Source organism: Kitasatospora sp. NPDC058048 (assembly GCF_042885555.1).
GTDB classification, from domain to species: Bacteria; Actinomycetota; Actinomycetes; order Streptomycetales; family Streptomycetaceae; genus Kitasatospora; species Kitasatospora lactacystinica.
Window position 1 is genome coordinate 1 of the sequence record NZ_JBHVRT010000064.1, and the last position, 18,847, is coordinate 18,847.

The window sequence follows — 18,847 nt, forward strand, 5'->3', positions numbered from 1 at the left end:
GAGGACGAGCGGGTCACCGTCGAACTGATCAACGACGGCGTGCACCTGCACCCCTCCGTCCTCGACCTCGCCTACGGCACCGCCGGCGCCAACCGGGTCGCCCTGATCACCGACGCGATGGGCGCCGCCGGCATGGGCGACGGCCTCTACCCGCTCGGCCCCCTCCAGGTCCAGGTCGAGGACGGCGTGGCCCGGCTGGTCGAGGGCGGCGCGATCGCCGGCTCCACCCTCACCCTGGACGTGGCGTTCAAGCGCTCGGTCACCGTCAACGGGCTGAGCCTGAACCAGACCGTCGAGTCGCTGTCCGCCACCCCGGCCCGGCTGCTCGGCCTGAGCGACTCGATCGGCTCGCTGGAGACCGGCAAGCTCGCCGACCTGGTCGTGGTCGACTCCGAGAGCTACGACCTGGTCGCCGTGATGCGCCGCGGCCGCTGGGTGCTCGGCGGCGAGACGTTCCGGCCCGTGAAGGCCGACTGAGCGACGCCCGGAACGCGACGGCCGCCCGTCCCCCTCGGGGGCGGGCGGCCGCGTCGCGTCCGCGGTGGCGTCAGCCGCTCGGCTCGATGGTGATCTGGTCGATCAGGATCGGCCCGGAGGGCACCGTGAAGGTCACCGAGTTCGGCCCGGCCTGGAACTGCGGGAGTATCCAGGTGGAGAACCAGGCGGCGGTCTGGTCCTTGGGGGGCGCCCCGTAGATCTTGTAGGTCACCCCGCTCGGCCAGTCCTTGCCGTTCACCGCGGCCCCGCCCTTGATGTCGGCGCCCGAGTAGTTGTAGTGCACGCTCAGCTTGTACGTCCCGGCCGTGGCGACCTCGCCGGTCCAGGTCACCGAACCGCCCGGCTGGAGCGTCAGATAGCTGCCGTCGGCGGACTTGGCGCCCTTGACGCTGTTGCCGGACGGCGCGTTCTGCGCCTGGAGCTGGCCCGCGTCCACGCTCGTCGGCCCGGAGATGGCGGTGGCGCTCGACGTGGGGCCGGCGCTCGCGTTCGTGGCCGTCGGCGCCGGGCTGTTGGGGGCCGGAGGGGCGGTGGTCGCGGTGCCGCCCTTGGTGTTCTTGGTGTCGTCCGGGTCCCCGGTGGAGAGCGCTATGCCGGCGCCGATCGCTATCGCCGCGACCACGGCGACCGCGCCGATCACCGCGCCCTTGCTCCGGCCGCTGCTGCGCGGCTCCTCCCCCGGCTGCGGCCGGGAGTGCTCCGCGTAGCGGGTCTGCTGGGTGGGCGCGGCACCGTACTCGGGCTGCTGCGGCGATCCGGGCTGACCGCCGTACGGGGCCTGCGGCTGACCGCCCGGGTACCCCTGCGGCGGCATGCCCTGCTGGCCGTACGGCTGCTGCTGCTGTTGCTGCGCCCGCTGCGGATAGCCGTACTGCGCGCGCCCGACCTCCATCGGGCGGTTGTACGACGTGCGCGGGACCCCCTGCTGCGGCTCGGCCGGCTGCCCGGTGGAACCGTCGGCCGGGCGGTAGAGGTAGCCGAACGGGTCGTCGTCCTGCGGGGCACCGCCCCCCTGGCCCTCGGGCACTCCGTTGCTGCCGGCGGTCGTCACGGTGGTCTGCTCCCCCATCCGGTGCGCCGCCAGCTGCGGGCGGCGCAGATCATGGACGCTGTCGTACCGGGAACCCTACCTGTCGTATGTGACGGCGGGAAAAGACCCCTTGACAACTCACGGGTAACCCGGGCCGACCTGGGCGGACCCGAGCCCGCACCGGCCGTCCGCCGGTTCAGCCCGCGCGCCGGTGCGAGCGCTCGCCGCGCGCTCCGCGCACCGCCCCGCCCCGGGCCCGCTTCTCGTCGTACATCCGCTCGTCGGCGGTGTGCAGCACCTCCTCGATGCTCATCCCGCAGCCGGCCCAGCCGACCCCGAGGCTCACCCCCACCCGCATCGCCCGTCCGTCGATCCGCATCGGCGGGATGATGGCGCCCCGCAGCCGGTGGGCGAGGTCCTTGGCCTCCTCGCGGCCGATCCCGTCGGCCAGCACCACGAACTCGTCACCGCCGAGCCGGGCCACCGTGTCACCGTCCCGGACGGCCTGGCTCAGCCGCCGGGCGACCTCGACCAGCACCGCGTCGCCCGCGTTGTGGCCGAACCGGTCGTTGATCGACTTGAAGCCGTCCAGGTCGCAGAAGAGCACCGCGAGCCCCTTGTCCACCGCCGCCGCGCCCCCGGAGCGGAACGGCGCCGACCAGGCTTCGCCGCCCGGCCCGTACTCGGCCGGGACCACCGCGTGGACGTGCTCCCCGTAGCCCGGGCCGAGCCCGCTCGGCAGGCCCTCGGGCAGTCCGTAGCCGTGCACCGGCCCGGCGTACGGGTCCGCGCCCTCCAGCCGCTCGTGCGCCGTGTGCGCGCTGTAGGAGTCGGCCGGGTAGCCGTACGGCTGCGGGTAGGCCGCCTCGACCTGGCCGGCCGCGGCGCCGACCGGCCGCGGCTGTGCGCAGAGCCGGCGGGCCAGCCGGGTCTTGAGCTCGGCGCCGTTCGGCAGCCCGGTGAGCGCGTCGTGGCTGGCCCGGTGGGCGAGCTGGAACTCGTGCCGCTTGCGCTCCTCGATGTCCTCGACATGAGTGAGCAGGAAGCTCGGGCCCTCGGCCGCGTCCGCGACGATCGAGTTGCGCAGGCAGACCCACTGGTAGCCGCCGTCCCGCCGGGACAGCCGCAGCTCCGCGCGGCCGCTCTCGGCGCTGGTGCGCTCCAGCAGCGCCCGGTCCTCGGGGTGCACCAGGTCGGCGAAGCTCTGCTGCCGCAGTACCGCCCGGGGCCGGCCGAGCAGCCGGCAGAGCGCGTCGTTGACCCTGGTCAGCTGGCCGCGCCCGACGCCGTGCAGCTCGGTGATCGCCATTCCGCTGGGCGCGTACTCGAAGGCCTGGCGGAAGCTCTCCTCGCTGGCCCGCAGCGCCTGCTGCTCCTTCTCCAGGCGGGCCAGCGCGCGTTGCATCTCGGCCCGCAGCCGGGCGTTGCCGATCGCGATGGAGGCCTGCAGGGAGAACATCTCCAGCGCCTCGCGGGTCCACGCCCCGGGCCGCTTGCCGCTGCGCGGGCGGTCCACCGAGAGGACACCGAGGAGGTCGCCGCCGGCGCTGTACATCGGGGCGAGCAGCCCGTCGGCGGGGTGCCAGTCGTTGGCGTACACCGGCAGCGGGCTGTCCCCGATCCAGCGCGGGATGTCGCTGGCGACGGCCCAGCCGCGGTCGTACGGCAGGAAGCGCAGGGTGCCCCAGTGGTCGCTGACGCCGAGCAGCCGGTCCCAGGACTCCCGGGAACCGACCTGGCCGAGCAGCACGGAGGGGCCGCCCATCGGGCTCTCCTCCAGCTCCCAGACGGCCGCCACCACGAGGTCGCCGTCCGGCCGGACCAGGCTGACGGCGGCGGCGTCGAAGCCGAGCCCGTGCACCGCACCTTCGACAACGGCCTGGAGCGTGCCAGCGAGGCTGCGGGCAGCGTTGAGGTCCGCCACGACCCGGTGCAAGGTGCGGAGGGTCGCGAGACGGACGTACGGCTCCGACTCGGCTTCCATGCGGGGGCTCCCCGGCTGCTTCGGATAGTTCTTGATTGGTTATCGTCCGATTGCCAGAAGAACTGAATCACAGGGAGCACAGCGCTCGGCACGCTCGGTCAGCAATAGGCCATCACTTGTGACTTAAATCACACGACACTAATGCGCCCTTAATCAGTTCATCTGTCCCATAGCGGGACATAAAGCGCTATCGGCACATTTCTCGTGGTCGACCGCATGGGCCCCGGACTGAAGCCGACTGGGCCCGCCGGTCCGGCCGCTTCACTCCTGAGGGTGAGTTCGGCCACCGGGCGCAACCCTTCGGCCGGAGCGCCGGTCCTACGACCAAGGCCCGATGCCGTTCCTCCCGGGTGACGACTACCGTGCGGTACGTGTACCCGTCCCCGCAGCCCGAAGCTGCCCCCCACGCCACGCCCGACGAGTTCCGGGCTGCCCTCTCCCAGCTCGCCGCCGGCGTGAGCCTGGTGACCGTCCACGACCCGGAGGACGGCGAGGACGTCGGCATGACCGCCACGTCCTTCCTCTCGGTGTCGCTGGAGCCGCCACTGGTACTGATCTCGGTCCGCGAGGACTCCCGGATGGACGAGGTGCTCTCCCGGACGGACACCTGGGCGGTCTCGGTGCTGACCGAGGGACAAAAAACGCTCGGCTCCCGGTTCGCCATGAAGGGCCGGCTCAGCGACCGGCTGCTGTTCGCGGACACCCCGCACCGGCGCGGCCCGCGCACCGGAGCCCCGCTGATCGACGGCGCGCTGGCCACCGTCGAGTGCCGCACCGAGCAGCGGATACCCGCCGGCGACCACACCCTGCTGCTCGGCCGCGTCCTGGAGGCCGTGGTCCCAGACCCGGCCGGCCGCCCGCTGCTCTACTTCCGCGGCGGCTACCGCACCCTCGGCTGAACCGCCCGCCGGCTACTCGCCGCCGCGCGGCGCCCGGCGGCCCTGCTTCAGTTCGGAGCGGAGCCGCTTGTTGGTCAGCCGCCGCTCGACCATTCCCCGGCTCGGCCTGGTCGCCCGCCGGGCCTTCGGCGGCGGCGCGCACGCCTCGCTCAGCAGCGCCGACAGCCGGGCCGCGGCCGCCTCCCGGTTGCGCCACTGCGAGCGGAACTCCGAGGCCTGGACCACCAGCACCCGGCCGTCCACCAGCCGACCGGCCAGCCGCTCCAGCGCACGCTCGCGCCACACCTCGGGCAGCGCCGCGGTCGACGCCAGGTCGAAGCGCAGCTCGGCCTTGGAGTCGGAGGTGTTGACGTGCTGGCCGCCGGGGCCGGAGGAACGCGAGAAGCGCCAGACGAGCTCGGCGTCGGGGACGACCACCGACCCCCGTACGCGGATGGGCTCGGACATGCGTCCATCATCCCGCGCCCGGCCCGCCCGGTCACCCGGTTATCGGTACGCCCCCGCGCCCGCGCACCCGGTTACCCCGATCCGCCCCGAGCCCCGACAATGGCCTACGTGATCGAGCTCGGCTACTCCCTCTCCAACCGTTTCCCCGACCCCCCGCAGACGGACTACCGCACCGCGTCCGTGCACGCCCTGCGCTACGACCTGTTCTGCGGCGACGTCTACCTGGACGGCGAGGGCTCGGACCTGTCCACCGCCTGGGGCTGGGTTCCGGTGCTGGACTTCGCCTGGGCGCTGTGCGACGTCGCCGAGCTCCTGGACCGCGACCCGGACGGCGGCCGGGCCGCCCGGGTGCAGACCGCCGACCTCGACTTCACCCAGAACACCGAGCTGCTGCGCTTCGCCCGCCGCTTCAACTGGGTCGAGGTCACCGCCACCTGGCTGCCGGACGAGCCGCCGGTGGTGGTCCGCCACGGCGAACTGCGGCGCGAGGCCCGGGACTTCCTCCAGGACACCCTGGCCGACCTCTTCGACATGCACCCCGGCCTGGCCGACAATCCGAACATCTGGACTCTGCAGGGCCGGTTCCGGCGGATCTGACACCGGCTTTGCCCGGGCTTTGCCCTCCGATTGGCGCCCGCGAAGAATTCACGCTTCCTGCGGAACCAAGCCGCCGGAGTATTGCGTTGTCCCGGGAAATAGCGCACGAAGCGAACGAAGGGACTGCAATCGTCATGCCAGTGAGCCTCTCCAAGGGTGGCAACGTCTCGCTGACCAAGGAGGCCCCCGGCCTGTCCGCGGTCACCGTCGGCCTGGGTTGGGACGTCCGCACCACGACCGGCGCCGAGTTCGACCTCGACGCCAGCGCGATCGTCCTGAACGCGGACGGCAAGGTGCTGTCCAACGCCCACTTCGTGTTCTTCAACAACACCAGCACGCCGGACAACACCGTCGTGCACACCGGTGACAACCGCACCGGTGAGGGCGCGGGCGACGACGAGGCGCTCAACATCAGCCTGTCCGGCCTGCCGGCCGAGGCCGTCAAGATCACCTTCCCGGTCACCATCTACGACGGCGTCGCCCGCGGCCAGAACTTCGGCCAGGTTCGCAACGCCTACATCCGCGTGGTGAACGCGGCCGGCGGCGCCGAGATCGCCCGCTACGACCTCTCCGAGGACGCCGCCACCGAGACCGCGATGATCTTCGGCGAGCTCTACCGCAACGGCGCGGAGTGGAAGTTCCGCGCCGTCGGCCAGGGCTACGCCTCCGGCCTGGCCGGCATCGCCCAGGACTTCGGCGTGCAGATCTGACGCACCCGCGGTTCTCGTTTTCCGGGGCCCGGTCGCCTCAGCGCGAGGCGCGCAGCTCCGGCAGCTCGATCAGCTCGGTCTCGTCCTCCGGCGTCAGGTCCACCACGGTCGGCTCGCCCTGTCCGGGCCGCTCGGCCGGCTCCGCCGCCCGGGCCTCGGCCTCGGCCTTCGCGGCCACCGCCTCGTCGCCCACCACGTCCGCCAGGTCGGCGCGCTCCCCCAGCTCGGCGACGCTGCCCACCGCCGGCGCCGGGGCCGCCGGGCGCGCCGGAACGGCCGAGCCGCGGCCGAAGAAGCTGAAGCCCTGCCCGCGCGCCTGCCCGGACTGCGCCGGCCGCGGCCGCTGCCGCTCCCCCGGCGCGGGCGCCGCGGCGGGCACGGCCGGAGTCCCGCCGAGCTGACCGACCGTCGCGGTCAGCGCCGGACGCACCGGCTCCGAACGCACCGGCTCGGGGCGCATCGGCTCGGGGCGCACCGGCTCGGGACGCACCGGCGACTGGGCGACCGGAGCCTGCCCCGGAGTGGGCACCGAGGGCGCCACCGGAGCCGGCACGGCCACCGGTGCGGCCACCGCGACCGCCGGAACCGCCGGGGCGGCCGTGCCGACCACCGGCTCCGCCGCACGCGCCCGCAGGGCGACCTCCGCACCCGCCGTACGCGCCCGCTGCGCCTCCTGCTCCGCCGCGCGGCGCTCCAGGTGCCGCAGCACCGACGCCGCCCGCACGTACGCGGCCGGGCTGGCCGGGTGCTTCGGACGGCTCGCGGCGAGCGCCCGCTGGGCCGCCTCGGCCTCCTTGAGCGCCTGCTCGGCGACGTTCACGGCCCGCTCGCGCAGCAGCCGGGCGATCTCGGTCTCGGCCTTCGCCAGCCGCGACTTCTCCGCCGTCAGCCGCCGCCCGAACCGGGTGGCCCGCTCCTCGGCGACCTCCGCCGCGTACTCGGCCTCGGCCAACTGCTCCTCGAACCGCTCCTCGGCGCGCATCCGCTGGGCCGCGGACATCTCGACGGCCGCCCGGGCCGCCTTGTCCCGCTGGCGCAGCAGCAGCGCGAAGCCGAGCGTCGCGATCACCGCCGCGACGCCCACCGAGCGCACCAGGATGGTGTCCTGACTGAAAAGCAGAGCGGCCAGTGCGGCGACCAGCAGTACGCCGGTGGCGGTGGGGGGGAAGGCCCGGCCGAGGACGGAGGAATGACGGTGGCGTCCGCGAGACATGTCCAAGAAACTAGCGTGCGAATTGGGGCCGTGTCAGCCCAGGGTCCCCTTCCGCCCTTGACAGGGTCCGGTTCTTACCGCACGTGCCCGGATTCTCACCCAAGATCACGAGGAAGGGGCTGCTCAGCGACGCCTCAGCGACGCCTCAGCGGTGCGAGGCCGCCTGACCGCCCGGATCGTCGTGGTTCTCCGGCAACTTGCACACGTGCTGGATCCAGAGCGCCGCCGCTATCACCGCGGCCCCCGCCAGCACCGCGAGCCCGGCCGTCACGGCCTGGTCCTTGCGGGCCGACACGTCCAGCTCGCCCAGCAGGTAGATCCCGGCCCCCGCGTAGACACCGGTGACCACCGCCGAGACCAGCGCACTGGCCTGCCCCAGCACCACCGCCCGGGCCGCCAGCAGCGGGTCGACCCCCTTCGCCCCGGGCTGCCGCTCGCGCACCGCCTTCAGCCGGGCCCGCAGCGACAGCGCGGTCGCCAGCAGGATCACCGCCACCGCCGCCAGCACCACCGGCGCCGCGGCGGGCACGGCCGGCAGCGTGTCCACGGAGGCCCACAGCTTGGAGCCGGCCCAGGACAGCGCCGTCGTGGCGGCGGTGATGCCGATCAGCAGGCGGAGGCGAAGCAGCTTCACTCGGAGGAGGTCCTTCCCGGGTACCAGAACCGGCCGCCCGCCCGGTGGCCCGGCGCGGCGACGCCAAGCCACCGTACCGGGCCCGGCCGGGCGGACACCCGCGCGAACGACGGACACCTACTCGTACGGCCGGGCCCCCGGTCGAGTTCCCCGGGCGACGGCCGGGCCGTCGGCCCGGCTGTCGGCCCTCCGAGCCCGGCCCCGGACCTACTCCGGCAGCGTCAGCCGGATGTCCTCGCGGCGCTTCACGCCCTGCGCGTCCGGGCCGCCCAGCGCGGTCAGCAGCGCGTCCACCCGCCCGTGCCCGGGCACCTCGGCCTCCGGCTGGGCGTCCAGCCAGGGAGCGAGCACGAAGGCCCGCTCGTGCGAGCGCGGGTGCGGCAGCAGCAGCTGCGGGTCGTCGCTCAGCACGCCCTCGTAGGCCAGGATGTCGACGTCCAGGGTGCGCGGGCCCCAGTGGACGGTCCGCACCCGCCCGAAGGCGTCCTCGATGGCGTTGCCGCGCTCCAGCAGGTCCCGCGGGGGCAGCGAGGTGCGCAGCACCACGACCGCGTTGTAGTAGTTCGGCTGCTCCTCCGGCCCGCCGACGGCCTCCGTCTCGTACACCGCGGAGACGGCCTTGATGCTCAGCCCGGGAGTGTCGGCGAGCGCGTCGACGGCGCCCTGGAGGGTGTCCAGCCGGTTGCCCAGGTTGCTGCCGAGCGCGACGACCGCGCAGCGCTGGCTGTGCAGCGTGGTGTCGACGGAGTCCACCCGGTCCTCCAGGTCGAACGCGTTCGGCGCAGCGGTCCGGTCACTGGTGCTCATCGGAAAACGTCCTCTACATCGGATACCGGGCGCGTGGTGGGGGTCATGCGCGGCCCCGGTGGATGGTCACGGTCACGTCGTCGAACGGCACGGTGATCGGGGCGTCCGGCTTGTGCACGGTGACCTCGACCTCCTCGACCGCTTCGTGCTTGAGGCACTGGTCGGCGATGCGCTGGGCCAGCGTCTCGATCAGGTCGACCGGCTCCCCGGAGATGATCGCGGTGACCTCCTCCGCCACCAGCCCGTAGTGCGCGGTGCGGGTGAGGTCGTCTCCGGCCGCGGCGGGGCGGGTGTCCAGGTACAGCACCAGGTCGACCACGAAGGTCTGCCCCTCGACGCGCTCACGCTCGAAGACGCCGTGGTGGCCCCGGGCTCGCAGCCCCCGCAGGGTGACGCGGTCCAGCAAACGAATCACTGCTCCCAGTCGGACGGGCCCCACCCGGCGAAAAGCACGGACGGGCAGGGCGAAGGCGGGCAGCACGCCCGCCACTCCGTTTCGAATCTACCCGCGAGCACGGACAACGCCTGACCGTCCTACCCGGCACGAACCGACGCCACGCGCACCGATATGGCGATTGACGTGAACGTTCGGTGACCACTCGGAAATTTCCGGCGACTTTTCGGCACGGCATTTCCGCGGCCGCCGGAATCAGCTCTCCTCGTCGTCGTCCCCGCTGGTCAGAACGGGTGAACCGTGATGCGACCAAAGCTTCCACCCGGCCGGGGTACGGCGGAACAGATTCGTCGACACGACCTTTCCGCCGACCAGTGGTCCGAGCTCCCCCTCCTCCTCCGACTCGCCGCCGGACAGGATGTTCTCGGTGCACGTGACAAGGGCCACATCACCGTGCACCTCGGCCTCGACATCGGTCAGGAAGAACTGGATGTACTCCGTGTTCATCATGATCAGCATGTACGACCTGGTCACCTGCGCCCGGCCGCGGAGCACCGGCCAGCCCGGGTGCACGCACACCACGCCGCCCTTGTCGTCGGCGTCGGCGGCACCCAGCCAGGCCTCCTCGACCGCTTCCAGATCCCCCCGTTCCAGCGCCTCGTAGAGCCCCCTGTTCGCCGCGAGCACGGCCTCCAGGTCCGCCTCGCGCGCCCGCCCGGCCGTGCCGCCGCTCAACCTGCCGTCACCTGTCACAGACCCTCCCTCACCCCAACCGCGCCGCGTGCTGCCAGGCCGCGACCACCCGGACGGCGTCCGCCGTGCCGGACACGTCGTGCACCCGCACCGCCCAGGCTCCGGCCCGGGCGGACAGCACCGACACCGCGGCCGTCGCGTCGTCGCGCTCCCGGGCCGGGCGCAGTTCCCCGGTTGCCGGGTCGGCGAGCAGCGTACCCAGGAACCGCTTGCGCGAAGCCGCCACGAGCACGGGACGGCCGAGCGCGGTGAGCGCGTCCAGCCGGCCGAGCAGCGCCCAGTTGTGCTCGGCGGTCTTGGCGAAGCCGAGCCCCGGGTCGAGGATCAGCTGGTCCTCCTTGACCCCGGCCGCCAGCAGCGCGTCCACCCGGTCGGTCAGCTCGGCGACCACGTCCCGCACCACGTCGTCGTAGACCGCCGTCGCGTACATGTCGGCGGACTGCCCGCGCCAGTGCATCACCACGAAGGGCGCGCCGGTCTCGGCGACCACCCGGGCCATCGCCGGGTCGGCGAGGCCGCCGGAGACGTCGTTGACGATCGCGGCGCCGGCCTCGACGGCGCGCTCGGCGACCGTGGCGCGCATGGTGTCCACGGAGACCATCACCCCGGCGTCGGAGAGCTCGCGGACCACCGGGAGCACCCGGCGCAGCTCCTCCTCCTCGGACACCCGCTGCGAGCCCGGCCGGGTGGACTCGCCGCCGACGTCCACCAGGTCCGCGCCGCGGGCCCGCAGCGCGAGGCCGTGCGCGATCGCCTTGGCGGGGTCGTGCCACATCCCGCCGTCCGAGAAGGAGTCGGGCGTGACGTTGACCACGCCCATCACGGCGCAGCGCTCCAGCCGCGGCAGACCGGCCGGCAGGGAGAAGGACGGCGAATCGTTCATGCTTCCCATTATCGAACGGGGCCCCCGCCGAGGATGCTCGGCGGGGGCCCCGTTCCGTGTCGGCGGCCGGCCCCGGAGGGCGGTGACGGGCCTCAGGCGGCCTCGGTGACCTCGCGGGTCGACGGGACAGGCATCAGCCCCTCGCGCTGGCGCCGGCGGCCGAAGCGCGGCATGCCGAGCGTGATGAAGGCCTCCGCCTGCATCGCGGCGAAGCCGATCCGCGGCAGGTCCCGGGTGCTCGGGAAGACCAGGAAGCGCGGCTCCCACTCGGGCTGGAACTTGGCGTTGAACTTGTACAGCGACTCGATCTGGAACCAGCGCGACAGGAAGACCAGCAGCCCGCGCCAGGCGCGCAGCACCGGGCCGGCGCCGATCCGCTCGCCGCGGGCGAGCGCCGAGCGGAACATCGCGAAGTTGAGCGACACCCGGCGCACGCCCATCTCGGGCACCGCCTGCAGCGCGGCGACGATCAGCAGCTCGTTCAGGCCCGGGTCGGCGGCGCGGTCGCGGCGCATCAGCTCCAGCGAGATGCCGTCCGGCCCCCAGGGCACGAAGTGCAGCACGGCCTTCAGGTCGTCGCCCTCCTCGCCCTCCTCCGGGGCCTTGTGGGCGGTGACCACCACGCAGTCGTCGTCCAGCGGGTCGCCGAAGCGGCCCAGGGCCATCGAGAAGCCGCGCTCGGTGTCGGTGCCGCGCCAGCGGGCGGCGGCGTCGGCGATCCGGTACTTCTCCTCCGCGGTGAGCTCGGAGACCCGGCGCACCCGGCAGGAGTAGCCGTTGCGCTCGATCCGCTTGACCATCTGGCGCACGTTGCGCATGGCCCGGCCGGAGAGCGAGAAGGAGGCGGTGTCCACGATCGCCTCGTCGCCCAGCTCCAGCGCGTCCAGGCCCGCCTCGCGGGTCCAGACCTCGCCGCCGACCTCGCTGCACCCCATCACGGCCGGCACCCAGGCGTGCTCGCGGGCCTCGGCCATGAACACCTTGATCGCGCCGGGCCAGGCCTCGACGTCGCCGACCGGGTCGCCGGAGGCCAGCATCACGCCGGAGACCACCCGGTAGGAGATCGCGGCCTTGCCGGTGGGCGAGAACAGCACGCTCTTGTCGCGGCGCAGCGCGAAGTAGCCGAGCGAGTCCCGCTCGCCGTGCCGCCCGAGCAGCTCGCGGACCTTCTCCTCGTCCTCCGCGGTCAGCTCGGGCTTCGGCTTGCCCGGGCGCAGCGCCAGGTAGGCGGTGGTGAAGGCGGTCAGCAGGCCGAGCCCGCCGAGCAGGTAGGCGACCAGGTCGGACATCCGGACGTTGTTGTACCGGACGGGGCCCTCGAAACCGAACAGCCCGTACCCGACGTGCTGCAGGCGCTCGGTCAAGCCGGGGTGGCCGATCTCGTACTTGGTCCGGGTGCTCACGATCAGCAGGCCGAGCAGCACGCTGAGGACGCCCATGACGACCAGGTTGACCAGCGCCCGCCAGCGGGTGCGCGGGTCGGCCTTGGCGTAGAACTCGCGCTGGTGGACCAGCATCACGACGAGGAGCACCAGCGAGACGACCGCCGGGCCGATCTGGTGCCAGCGCACGATGTGCAGTCCGGCGCTGACCGGCAGCAGCACGCAGACCGCCCGCCAGGCCCGCCGCTTGCGGCGGCGCAGCGCGTGCGCCAGCGGCACCAGCAGGATGCCGACCATCAGCGCGCCGACCGCCGCCAGGCTGGTGGTGCCGCCCGGCAGCTGCCCCGCGAAGGTGTGCACCTTGGTGTGCCGGAGTTTGGGGAACACCGCACTGGCGATGTCCACGAGCCCGATCAGCAGACAGGCGTAGCCGACCGCCCCGGGGAGCCAGGCCCTCGGGACGGCGGACGCCTGGTTGCGCAGCGTCTGCAGGCCGCGGCGACGGCGCGGCGGCTGCTCGGGGCTCGGCTCAACGGACACGGGAACGCTCATGGAAGCTCAGCGTAGAGGCTGCGGTGCGGTGTCCTGTCACTCCGGGGGAGGACGCGTGATGGACCTTCATGCCTATTCCTTCATCAGGCAATGCGCATACCAAGGACCCGGAAACGATCGGTAAACCGGGTCCGTGGTCGCGCTGCGGGTTGAGCCGGCGGTGGGAGCCGGGGGTCCGTCGCAGCGTGGCGCGACAGGACCCTCCGGGACGCGTTACGTACGGTGGACGCCGCATTCTAGGGCGCCGGTTGCCTGCGGTTCCCCCCGCCCTTCCCAGCCCGCCCGGCGTCCGGACGGCCTAGCCGCGGTGGCCCGGCCTGATGGACCGCCAGACCATGAAGCCTGCACCGCCCGTGTCCCACCGGAAGGCCGACGGCATGGAACTGACCAGCGACGCGCTGGTGAACTCGCTGCTCGCACTCGGCGTCGCGGCAGTCGTCGCGACCCTGTGGGTCTGGCCGCGGCTGGCGCCCCAGCGGCCGCTGCCGGTGCTCGGCCGGATCGGACTGCTGACGGTCGTTCAAGCATCGGTCCTGGCCGTGCTCGCGCTGTCGGTGAACAACTCCTTCGGGTTCTACACCTCCTGGGACGACCTGCTCAGTCCGGGCGGCGCCAAGCTCGCGCTGACCGGCAGCGCGAACCACAAGGGCGGCACCCCGGTCTCCGACGCGCTGGTCCAGCCCACCACCGAGGGCGGCCTGGAGACCATCACCAACCTGCCGAAGGGCCCGCCCGAGGAGGTCGGCAGGATCGAGTCGGTCCGGGTCAGCGGCAAGGAGACCGGCTTCTCCGACCAGATGTTCGTCTACCTGCCGCCCGCGTACTTCGACCAGAAGCTCGCCCTGGTCCGCTTCCCCGTCCTGCTGGCCATCGCCGGCTACCCGGGCACCACCCTGAACCTGCTGCACGAGCTCCCGTTCGCCCAGACCGCGATCGACCTGCAGCGCTCCGGCAGGATGCCGCCGACCGTCCTGGTGATGGCCCGCCCGGCCGTCGTCCCGTCCCGGGACACCGAGTGCGTGGACGTCCCCGGCGGGCCGCGCACCGAGACCTGGTTCGTCAAGGACGTGCCCGAGGCCATCCGCAGCAGCTACCGGGTCGGCCGCACCGCCGGCTCCTGGGGCACCCTCGGCTACTCCACCGGCGGCAGCTGCGCGCTGCGCCTGGCGATGCGCTTCCCGAACGTCTACGGCAACGCGGCGAGCCTGCACGGCGACTTCACCGTGCGCCAGGACAACTACACCGGCGGGGACCTCTTCAACGGCGACAAGGCGCTGACCCAGCAGCACGACCTCGGCTGGCGGCTGCAGAACCTGCCCGTCCCGGCGCTCAACCTGCTGGCGGTCTCCACCCGCACCGAGGGCGACTACCCCCAGACCGTCCAGTTCGTCGACCAGGCCACCCGGGCCGCGGCGGCCAACCCGCAGTTCACGATCGACTCGCTCTACCTGGACGACGGCGGGCACAACTTCGACAGCTGGACCAGGGAGCTCCCGGCCACCCTCGAATGGCTGGGCTCGCACCTGGGCTAGGCCCGGCCAGGAGCCGACCAGGCCCCCGCCAGGCCCCGGCTGGGACAGGTGAGTGATTACCCGCCGGTCGGCCCGGACGGCCGGCGGCCCGGGGGGAACGTATCGCGACCGCCCGTCGGCCACCGCCGGGCACCGCCCCGGACCCGCGCAGGAGGCACCGTGCTGAGCACCCGCTCGCTCTTCGACGAGATCTACCGGAACGACCAGGCGTACCAGCTGTTCTGCAGCATCGCGGCCGACGGCGAGGACCAGGGCGGCTGGGAGAACGAGCGGATCACCGCGCTCACCCGGGACCCGGTCCTCGCCCCGAAGGTGGCCCGGCACGGTGCCGACGAGCGCAAGCACGGCCGGATCTTCACCCAGCTGCTGCACAAGCGCGGCCTGCCCAGGGTGCCGGTGCCGGACGAGGCCGACTACTGCATGCTGCTGGAGCGCCAGGGCGTCGGCCTCGCGCACGAGCGGCTGAACAGCGACGTCCCGCTGACCGACCGCGAGATCATCACCTACCTCGTGCACAGCCGGGTCACCGAACAGCGCGCGGCCGAGCAGATGCGCCGGCTGGTGAAGGTGTACCAGGACAACCCCGACCTCGGCCGGGCGATGCGGATGATCTCCGCCGACGAGGACAACCACCTCGCCTACTGCCACGAGGAGCTGCTGCGGCTGGTCTCCGAGGGCCACGGCCCGTACATCCGGCACGCCCTGGAGACCAGCGCCCGCGGCGAGATCCGCACCCACCGGGACGTCGGCCTCGCCGTCACCTCCCGGATGGCCCGGATCCTGCGCTGGCCGCGCTGGCAGCTCGCCCTGGTCACCCTCGGGGTGCGGGCGCTCTACCTGTACGACCGCGCCTACGGCTGGCGCCGGATGGTCGCGCTGCGGATGCCTGAGCGCCGCAACGCGCTGGGCACCCCGGCCCCGCCGCACGCCGAGCACGAGGTGCTCTGAGCACCGCCCGGCCGGTGCCCCTAGCGGCCGATGATGAGGCTCATCGCCTCGGCCCGGGTGGCCGGGTCGCGCAGCTGGCCGCGCACGCAGGAGGTGATGGTCTTGGCGCCGGGCTTGCGGATGCCGCGCATCGACATGCACATGTGCTCGCACTCGACCACGACGATCGCCCCGCGCGGCTCCAGGATCCGCATCAGCGCGTCGGCCACCTGGCTGGTCAGCCGCTCCTGCACCTGCGGCCGGCGGGCGTAGACGTCGACCAGCCGGGCGAGCTTGGACAGCCCGGTGATCTTGCCGCTGGTGGACGGGATGTACCCGACGTGGGCCACGCCGCGGAACGGCACCAGGTGGTGCTCGCAGACCGAGGTCAGCTCGATGTCCTTGACCAGCACCATCTCGTCGTGGCCGAGGTCGAAGGTGGTGGTGAGGACGTCCTCGGGCTCCTGCCACAGCCCCGCGAATATCTCCTTGTAGGCCCGCGCGACCCGGGCCGGGGTCTCCCGCAGGCCCTCGCGGTCCGGGTCCTCCCCGACGGCGAGCAGCAGCTCGCGGATGGCGTCCTCGGCCCGCTTCTGGTCGAAGGTACCGACGGCGGGCGGACCGTCGAACGTCACCGGGTCGATCATGCGGGCCTCGCTTATGTATCGGAAGACTCTGGCTGAACAGCACGGATGCCGCGCCTCCAGGGTACAAACCCTGGTGACGCGGCATCCATTCCCTGCGGAGCGGGGGTCAGCCCTCGGTCGGCGGCTCGGCCGTCGGCAGCGGCGGGAGCTTCACGACGTCCACCGGAGCGCTCTCGACGGAGGCGGCGCCGTTGGTGAGCGCCAGCTCCTTCGGGGACTGCACCGGCGGCCGGGTGGACGGCGTGCGACGGGAGGAACCCGTCCATGCCGGCCGGGCCGGGCGCTTGACGATCGGGGCGAAGACCTCGGCGATCTGCTCCTTGTTCAGGGTCTCCTTCTCCAGGAGCTCCAGGACCAGGTTGTCGAGCACGTCGCGGTTCTCGACCAGGATCTCCCAGGCCTCGTTGTGCGCCGTGTCGATGAGCTTCTTGACCTCTTCGTCGACCAGCCCGGCGACCTCTTCCGAGTAGTCGCGCTGGTGGCCCATCTCACGGCCCAGGAACGGCTCCGAGTTGTCGTTGCCGAACTTGATCGCACCCAGGCGCTCGGTCATGCCGTACTGGGTGACCATGGCCCGGGCCGTCGCGGTGGCCTTCTCGATGTCGTTCGAGGCGCCCGTGGTCGGGTCGTGGAAGACCAGTTCCTCCGCCGCGCGACCGCCCATCATGTAGGCGAGCTGGTCGAGCATCTCGTTGCGGGTGGTGGAGTACTTGTCCTCCTCCGGCAGCACCATGGTGTAGCCGAGGGCCCGGCCGCGGGACAGGATGGTGATCTTGTGCACCGGGTCGCTGTACTGGCAGGCCGCCGCGACCAGGGCGTGGCCGCCCTCGTGGTACGCGGTGATCTTCTTCTCCTTGTCGGACATGATCCGCGTGCGCTTCTGCGGACCGGCCACGACGCGGTCGATCGCCTCGTCCAGGATGCCGTTGTCGATCAGCTTCTTGTCCGAACGGGCGGTCAGCAGCGCCGCCTCGTTGAGGACGTTCGACAGGTCGGCACCGGTGAAGCCGGGGGTGCGCTTGGCGACGGCCGACAGGTCGACGTCGGGCGCGATCGGCTTGCCCTTCTGGTGCACCTTGAGGATGTCCAGCCGGCCCTGGAGGTCGGGGCGCTCCACCGCGATCTGGCGGTCGAAGCGGCCCGGGCGCAGCAGCGCCGGGTCCAGGATGTCGGGGCGGTTGGTCGCGGCGATCAGGATCACGCCGCCCTTGACGTCGAAGCCGTCCATCTCGACCAGCAGCTGGTTGAGGGTCTGCTCGCGCTCGTCGTGGCCGCCGCCGAGGCCCGCGCCGCGGTGCCGGCCGACGGCGTCGATCTCGTCGACGAAGACGATCGCCGGGGCGTTCGCCTTGGCCTGCTCGAAGAGGTCGCGGACGCGGCTGGCGCCGACGCCGACGAACATCTCGACGAAGTCCGAACCGGAGATGGAGTAGAACGGCACCCCGGCCTCGCCCGCGACGGCGCGCGCCAGCAGGGTCTTGCCGGTACCGGGCGGGCCGTAGAGCAGCACGCCCTTGGGGATCTTGGCGCCGACGGCCTGGAACTTGGCCGGCTCCTGGAGGAACTCCTTGATCTCGTGGAGCTCCTCGACCGCCTCGTCCGCGCCGGCGACGTCGGCGAAGGTGGTCTTCGGGGTGTCCTTGGTGAGCAGCTTGGCCTTGGACTTGCCGAACTGCATGACCCGGGAGCCGCCGCCCTGCATCTGGTTCATCAGGAACAGGAAGACCAGGACGATGATCACGATCGGGAGCATCGACAGCAGCAGGCTGACGAAGGTGCTCTGCTTCTCGGGGCTGATCGTGTAGCCCTCGGCGAGCGTGCTCTGGTCCTTGTCGTTGACCTGCGCCTGCAGCTTGTCGGCGATGGCGACGCCCTGGTCGCCGATGTACGAGGCCTGGAACTTGGTGCCGGACGGGGCCTTGCCCGTACCGGAGCTGGGCAGTGCGGCGCCGTCCTTCAGCTGGATCTTGATCGTGTTCGAGTCACCGGTGGTGATCTGCGCCGACTTGACGTTGTGCGCGTCGATCGCCGCGACGACCTGACCGGTGTCCACCGTCTTGTAGCCGTTCGAGTCCGAAACGACCTGCATCAGTACGATGACGGCGAGGACGGCCAGCACGATCCACATGATCGGCGCACGGAAGTATCGCTTGACGTCCATCCATGCGGGGCGTTGCCGCCCCGTCCCTCCTGCCACTCAACGGCGCCGAGGACTGTTGACCGCGGCGCGTCCGAATTGATGCTCATGTGAAGAGCGGTTTATTGGACCGTACCGCAGTCCGACCCACCCATGGCGGGAGCACGGCGACACGGCTTTGGTTCTCTGTCTCCCGGGTGCAACGGGCGGGAACGGCCCACTGTTCCCGCCCGTCGCCCGAACGGGAACCTCAGCCGCCGTAGACGTGCGGCGCGAGGGTGCCGATGAAGGGGAGGTTGCGCAGCTTCTCCGCGTAGTCCAGGCCGTAGCCGACCACGAACTCGTTGGGGATGTCGAAACCGACGTACTTCACGTCGATCTCGACCTTGGCCGCGTCCGGCTTGCGGAGCAGGGTGCAGACCTCCAGCGAGGCCGGACCGCGCGAACCCAGGTTGCCCAGCAGCCAGGACAGCGTCAGACCGGAGTCGATGATGTCCTCGACGATCAGGACGTCACGGCCGGCGATGTCGGTGTCCAGGTCCTTCAGGATCCGCACCACGCCGGAGGACTTGGTGCCCATGCCGTACGAGGAGACGGCCATCCAGTCCATGGTGACCTGCGAGTGCAGGGTCCGGGCCAGGTCGGCCATGACCATCACGGCCCCCTTGAGGACGCCGACGATCAGCAGGTCCTTCCCTGCGTAGTCCCGGTCGATGCGCTCGGCCAGCTCAAGGAGCTTGGCGTCGATCTCGTCCTTGCTGATGAGCACCTTCGCGAGGTCAGCGCCCATGTCGTTCTGGTCCACCGGGGATACGTCCTCA

Annotated in this window: 19 protein-coding genes; 6 read left to right on the top strand and 13 right to left on the bottom strand. The window is 72.2% G+C overall.

Features of this window, described 5'->3' with window-relative positions:
- The coding region (locus ACFVVA_RS39765) for an amidohydrolase family protein (protein WP_387695556.1) at window positions 1–477 on the top strand (477 nt) is incomplete at its 5' end.
- Between the two features lie 70 nt (window positions 478–547).
- On the opposite strand, the gene ACFVVA_RS39770 is transcribed toward ACFVVA_RS39765, so the two are convergent.
- Together ACFVVA_RS39770 and ACFVVA_RS39775 are read right to left on the bottom strand one after the other, a co-directional pair.
- Window positions 548–1,549, bottom strand: coding sequence for a hypothetical protein (locus ACFVVA_RS39770; protein ID WP_387695557.1), 1,002 nt, complete (start codon window positions 1,547–1,549; stop codon window positions 548–550).
- A 175-nt stretch (window positions 1,550–1,724) separates the two neighbouring features.
- Window positions 1,725–3,512: a diguanylate cyclase domain-containing protein gene (locus tag ACFVVA_RS39775; RefSeq protein ID WP_387695558.1), complete on the bottom strand. Its 1,788-nt coding sequence runs from the start codon at window positions 3,510–3,512 to the stop codon at window positions 1,725–1,727.
- 362 nt (window positions 3,513–3,874) lie between these two features.
- Between ACFVVA_RS39775 and ACFVVA_RS39780 the strand changes: the two genes are divergently transcribed.
- Window positions 3,875–4,411 (top strand): flavin reductase family protein, encoded by a 537-nt coding sequence (locus ACFVVA_RS39780; protein WP_387695577.1) that lies wholly within the window; start codon window positions 3,875–3,877, stop codon window positions 4,409–4,411.
- Window positions 4,412–4,423: 12 nt separating this feature from the next.
- On the opposite strand, the gene arfB is transcribed toward ACFVVA_RS39780, so the two are convergent.
- The gene (gene arfB / locus ACFVVA_RS39785; protein WP_387695559.1) at window positions 4,424–4,858 is read right to left on the bottom strand and encodes an alternative ribosome rescue aminoacyl-tRNA hydrolase ArfB; all 435 of its coding nucleotides are present in this window, start codon (window positions 4,856–4,858) and stop codon (window positions 4,424–4,426) included.
- Between the two features lie 99 nt (window positions 4,859–4,957).
- On the opposite strand from arfB, the gene ACFVVA_RS39790 reads away from it, so the two are divergent.
- Window positions 4,958–5,455, top strand: coding sequence for a hypothetical protein (locus tag ACFVVA_RS39790; RefSeq protein ID WP_380554233.1), 498 nt, complete (start codon window positions 4,958–4,960; stop codon window positions 5,453–5,455).
- A gap of 134 nt (window positions 5,456–5,589) precedes the next feature.
- On the top strand, window positions 5,590–6,165 hold the full coding sequence (locus ACFVVA_RS39795; RefSeq protein WP_359909342.1) for a TerD family protein: 576 nt from the start codon (window positions 5,590–5,592) through the stop codon (window positions 6,163–6,165).
- A gap of 37 nt (window positions 6,166–6,202) precedes the next feature.
- Here ACFVVA_RS39795 and ACFVVA_RS39800 read toward each other — a convergent pair whose 3' ends face one another.
- The 7 genes from ACFVVA_RS39800 to ACFVVA_RS39830 form a co-directional block, all read right to left on the bottom strand.
- Window positions 6,203–7,378 carry a hypothetical protein gene (locus ACFVVA_RS39800; protein ID WP_387695560.1) on the bottom strand — a complete coding sequence of 392 codons (1,176 nt, stop codon included), beginning with the start codon at window positions 7,376–7,378 and terminating at the stop codon, window positions 6,203–6,205.
- A gap of 145 nt (window positions 7,379–7,523) precedes the next feature.
- On the bottom strand, window positions 7,524–8,012 hold the full coding sequence (locus ACFVVA_RS39805; RefSeq protein ID WP_360353700.1) for a DUF3180 domain-containing protein: 489 nt from the start codon (window positions 8,010–8,012) through the stop codon (window positions 7,524–7,526).
- 207 nt (window positions 8,013–8,219) lie between these two features.
- The gene (gene folK, locus ACFVVA_RS39810; RefSeq protein ID WP_387695561.1) at window positions 8,220–8,819 is read right to left on the bottom strand and encodes a 2-amino-4-hydroxy-6-hydroxymethyldihydropteridine diphosphokinase; all 600 of its coding nucleotides are present in this window, start codon (window positions 8,817–8,819) and stop codon (window positions 8,220–8,222) included.
- 43 nt (window positions 8,820–8,862) lie between these two features.
- Window positions 8,863–9,222, bottom strand: a complete 360-nt coding sequence (gene folB, locus ACFVVA_RS39815) for a dihydroneopterin aldolase (protein WP_359909425.1) — start codon at window positions 9,220–9,222, stop codon at window positions 8,863–8,865.
- Between the two features lie 246 nt (window positions 9,223–9,468).
- Window positions 9,469–9,948 (bottom strand): nuclear transport factor 2 family protein, encoded by a 480-nt coding sequence (locus ACFVVA_RS39820; protein WP_359909353.1) that lies wholly within the window; start codon window positions 9,946–9,948, stop codon window positions 9,469–9,471.
- Window positions 9,949–9,976: 28 nt separating this feature from the next.
- Window positions 9,977–10,858: a dihydropteroate synthase gene (folP, locus tag ACFVVA_RS39825; protein ID WP_387695562.1), complete on the bottom strand. Its 882-nt coding sequence runs from the start codon at window positions 10,856–10,858 to the stop codon at window positions 9,977–9,979.
- 83 nt (window positions 10,859–10,941) lie between these two features.
- On the bottom strand, window positions 10,942–12,783 hold the full coding sequence (locus tag ACFVVA_RS39830) for a phosphatidylglycerol lysyltransferase domain-containing protein (RefSeq protein ID WP_387695563.1): 1,842 nt from the start codon (window positions 12,781–12,783) through the stop codon (window positions 10,942–10,944).
- 335 nt (window positions 12,784–13,118) lie between these two features.
- Between ACFVVA_RS39830 and ACFVVA_RS39835 the strand changes: the two genes are divergently transcribed.
- Both ACFVVA_RS39835 and ACFVVA_RS39840 read left to right on the top strand, forming a co-directional pair.
- Window positions 13,119–14,315, top strand: a complete 1,197-nt coding sequence (locus tag ACFVVA_RS39835) for an alpha/beta hydrolase (RefSeq protein ID WP_387695564.1) — start codon at window positions 13,119–13,121, stop codon at window positions 14,313–14,315.
- Between the two features lie 159 nt (window positions 14,316–14,474).
- A complete protein-coding gene (locus ACFVVA_RS39840) occupies window positions 14,475–15,263 on the top strand; it encodes a ferritin-like domain-containing protein (protein WP_387695565.1) in 789 nt (262 codons plus the stop codon).
- 20 nt (window positions 15,264–15,283) lie between these two features.
- Here the strand turns inward: ACFVVA_RS39840 and folE are convergent, their stop codons facing one another.
- From folE to hpt, 3 genes are all read right to left on the bottom strand, one after another.
- Entirely contained in the window at window positions 15,284–15,889 is a 606-nt protein-coding gene (folE, locus tag ACFVVA_RS39845) for a GTP cyclohydrolase I FolE (protein ID WP_359909368.1), read from the bottom strand.
- Between the two features lie 106 nt (window positions 15,890–15,995).
- Window positions 15,996–18,050, bottom strand: coding sequence for an ATP-dependent zinc metalloprotease FtsH (gene ftsH / locus ACFVVA_RS39850; protein WP_387695566.1), 2,055 nt, complete (start codon window positions 18,048–18,050; stop codon window positions 15,996–15,998).
- A gap of 226 nt (window positions 18,051–18,276) precedes the next feature.
- The gene (gene hpt / locus ACFVVA_RS39855; protein WP_280685463.1) at window positions 18,277–18,831 is read right to left on the bottom strand and encodes a hypoxanthine phosphoribosyltransferase; all 555 of its coding nucleotides are present in this window, start codon (window positions 18,829–18,831) and stop codon (window positions 18,277–18,279) included.
- Window positions 18,832–18,847: the final 16 nt, after the last annotated feature.

What these genes read in the sequence shown, in the direction of transcription:
- ACFVVA_RS39775 (WP_387695558.1), bottom strand. Translation starts at nt 3,512, where the DNA reads ATGGAAGCCGAGTCGGAGCCGTACGTCCGTCTCGCGACCCTCCGCACC.
- arfB (WP_387695559.1), bottom strand. Translation starts at nt 4,858, where the DNA reads ATGTCCGAGCCCATCCGCGTACGGGGGTCGGTGGTCGTCCCCGACGCC.
- ACFVVA_RS39790 (WP_380554233.1), top strand. Translation starts at nt 4,958, where the DNA reads ATGGCCTACGTGATCGAGCTCGGCTACTCCCTCTCCAACCGTTTCCCC.
- ACFVVA_RS39795 (WP_359909342.1), top strand. Translation starts at nt 5,590, where the DNA reads ATGCCAGTGAGCCTCTCCAAGGGTGGCAACGTCTCGCTGACCAAGGAG.
- ACFVVA_RS39800 (WP_387695560.1), bottom strand. Translation starts at nt 7,378, where the DNA reads ATGTCTCGCGGACGCCACCGTCATTCCTCCGTCCTCGGCCGGGCCTTC.
- folK (WP_387695561.1), bottom strand. Translation starts at nt 8,819, where the DNA reads ATGAGCACCAGTGACCGGACCGCTGCGCCGAACGCGTTCGACCTGGAG.
- folP (WP_387695562.1), bottom strand. Translation starts at nt 10,858, where the DNA reads ATGGGAAGCATGAACGATTCGCCGTCCTTCTCCCTGCCGGCCGGTCTG.
- ACFVVA_RS39830 (WP_387695563.1), bottom strand. Translation starts at nt 12,783, where the DNA reads ATGAGCGTTCCCGTGTCCGTTGAGCCGAGCCCCGAGCAGCCGCCGCGC.
- ACFVVA_RS39835 (WP_387695564.1), top strand. Translation starts at nt 13,119, where the DNA reads ATGAAGCCTGCACCGCCCGTGTCCCACCGGAAGGCCGACGGCATGGAA.
- folE (WP_359909368.1), bottom strand. Translation starts at nt 15,889, where the DNA reads ATGATCGACCCGGTGACGTTCGACGGTCCGCCCGCCGTCGGTACCTTC.
- ftsH (WP_387695566.1), bottom strand. Translation starts at nt 18,050, where the DNA reads ATGGACGTCAAGCGATACTTCCGTGCGCCGATCATGTGGATCGTGCTG.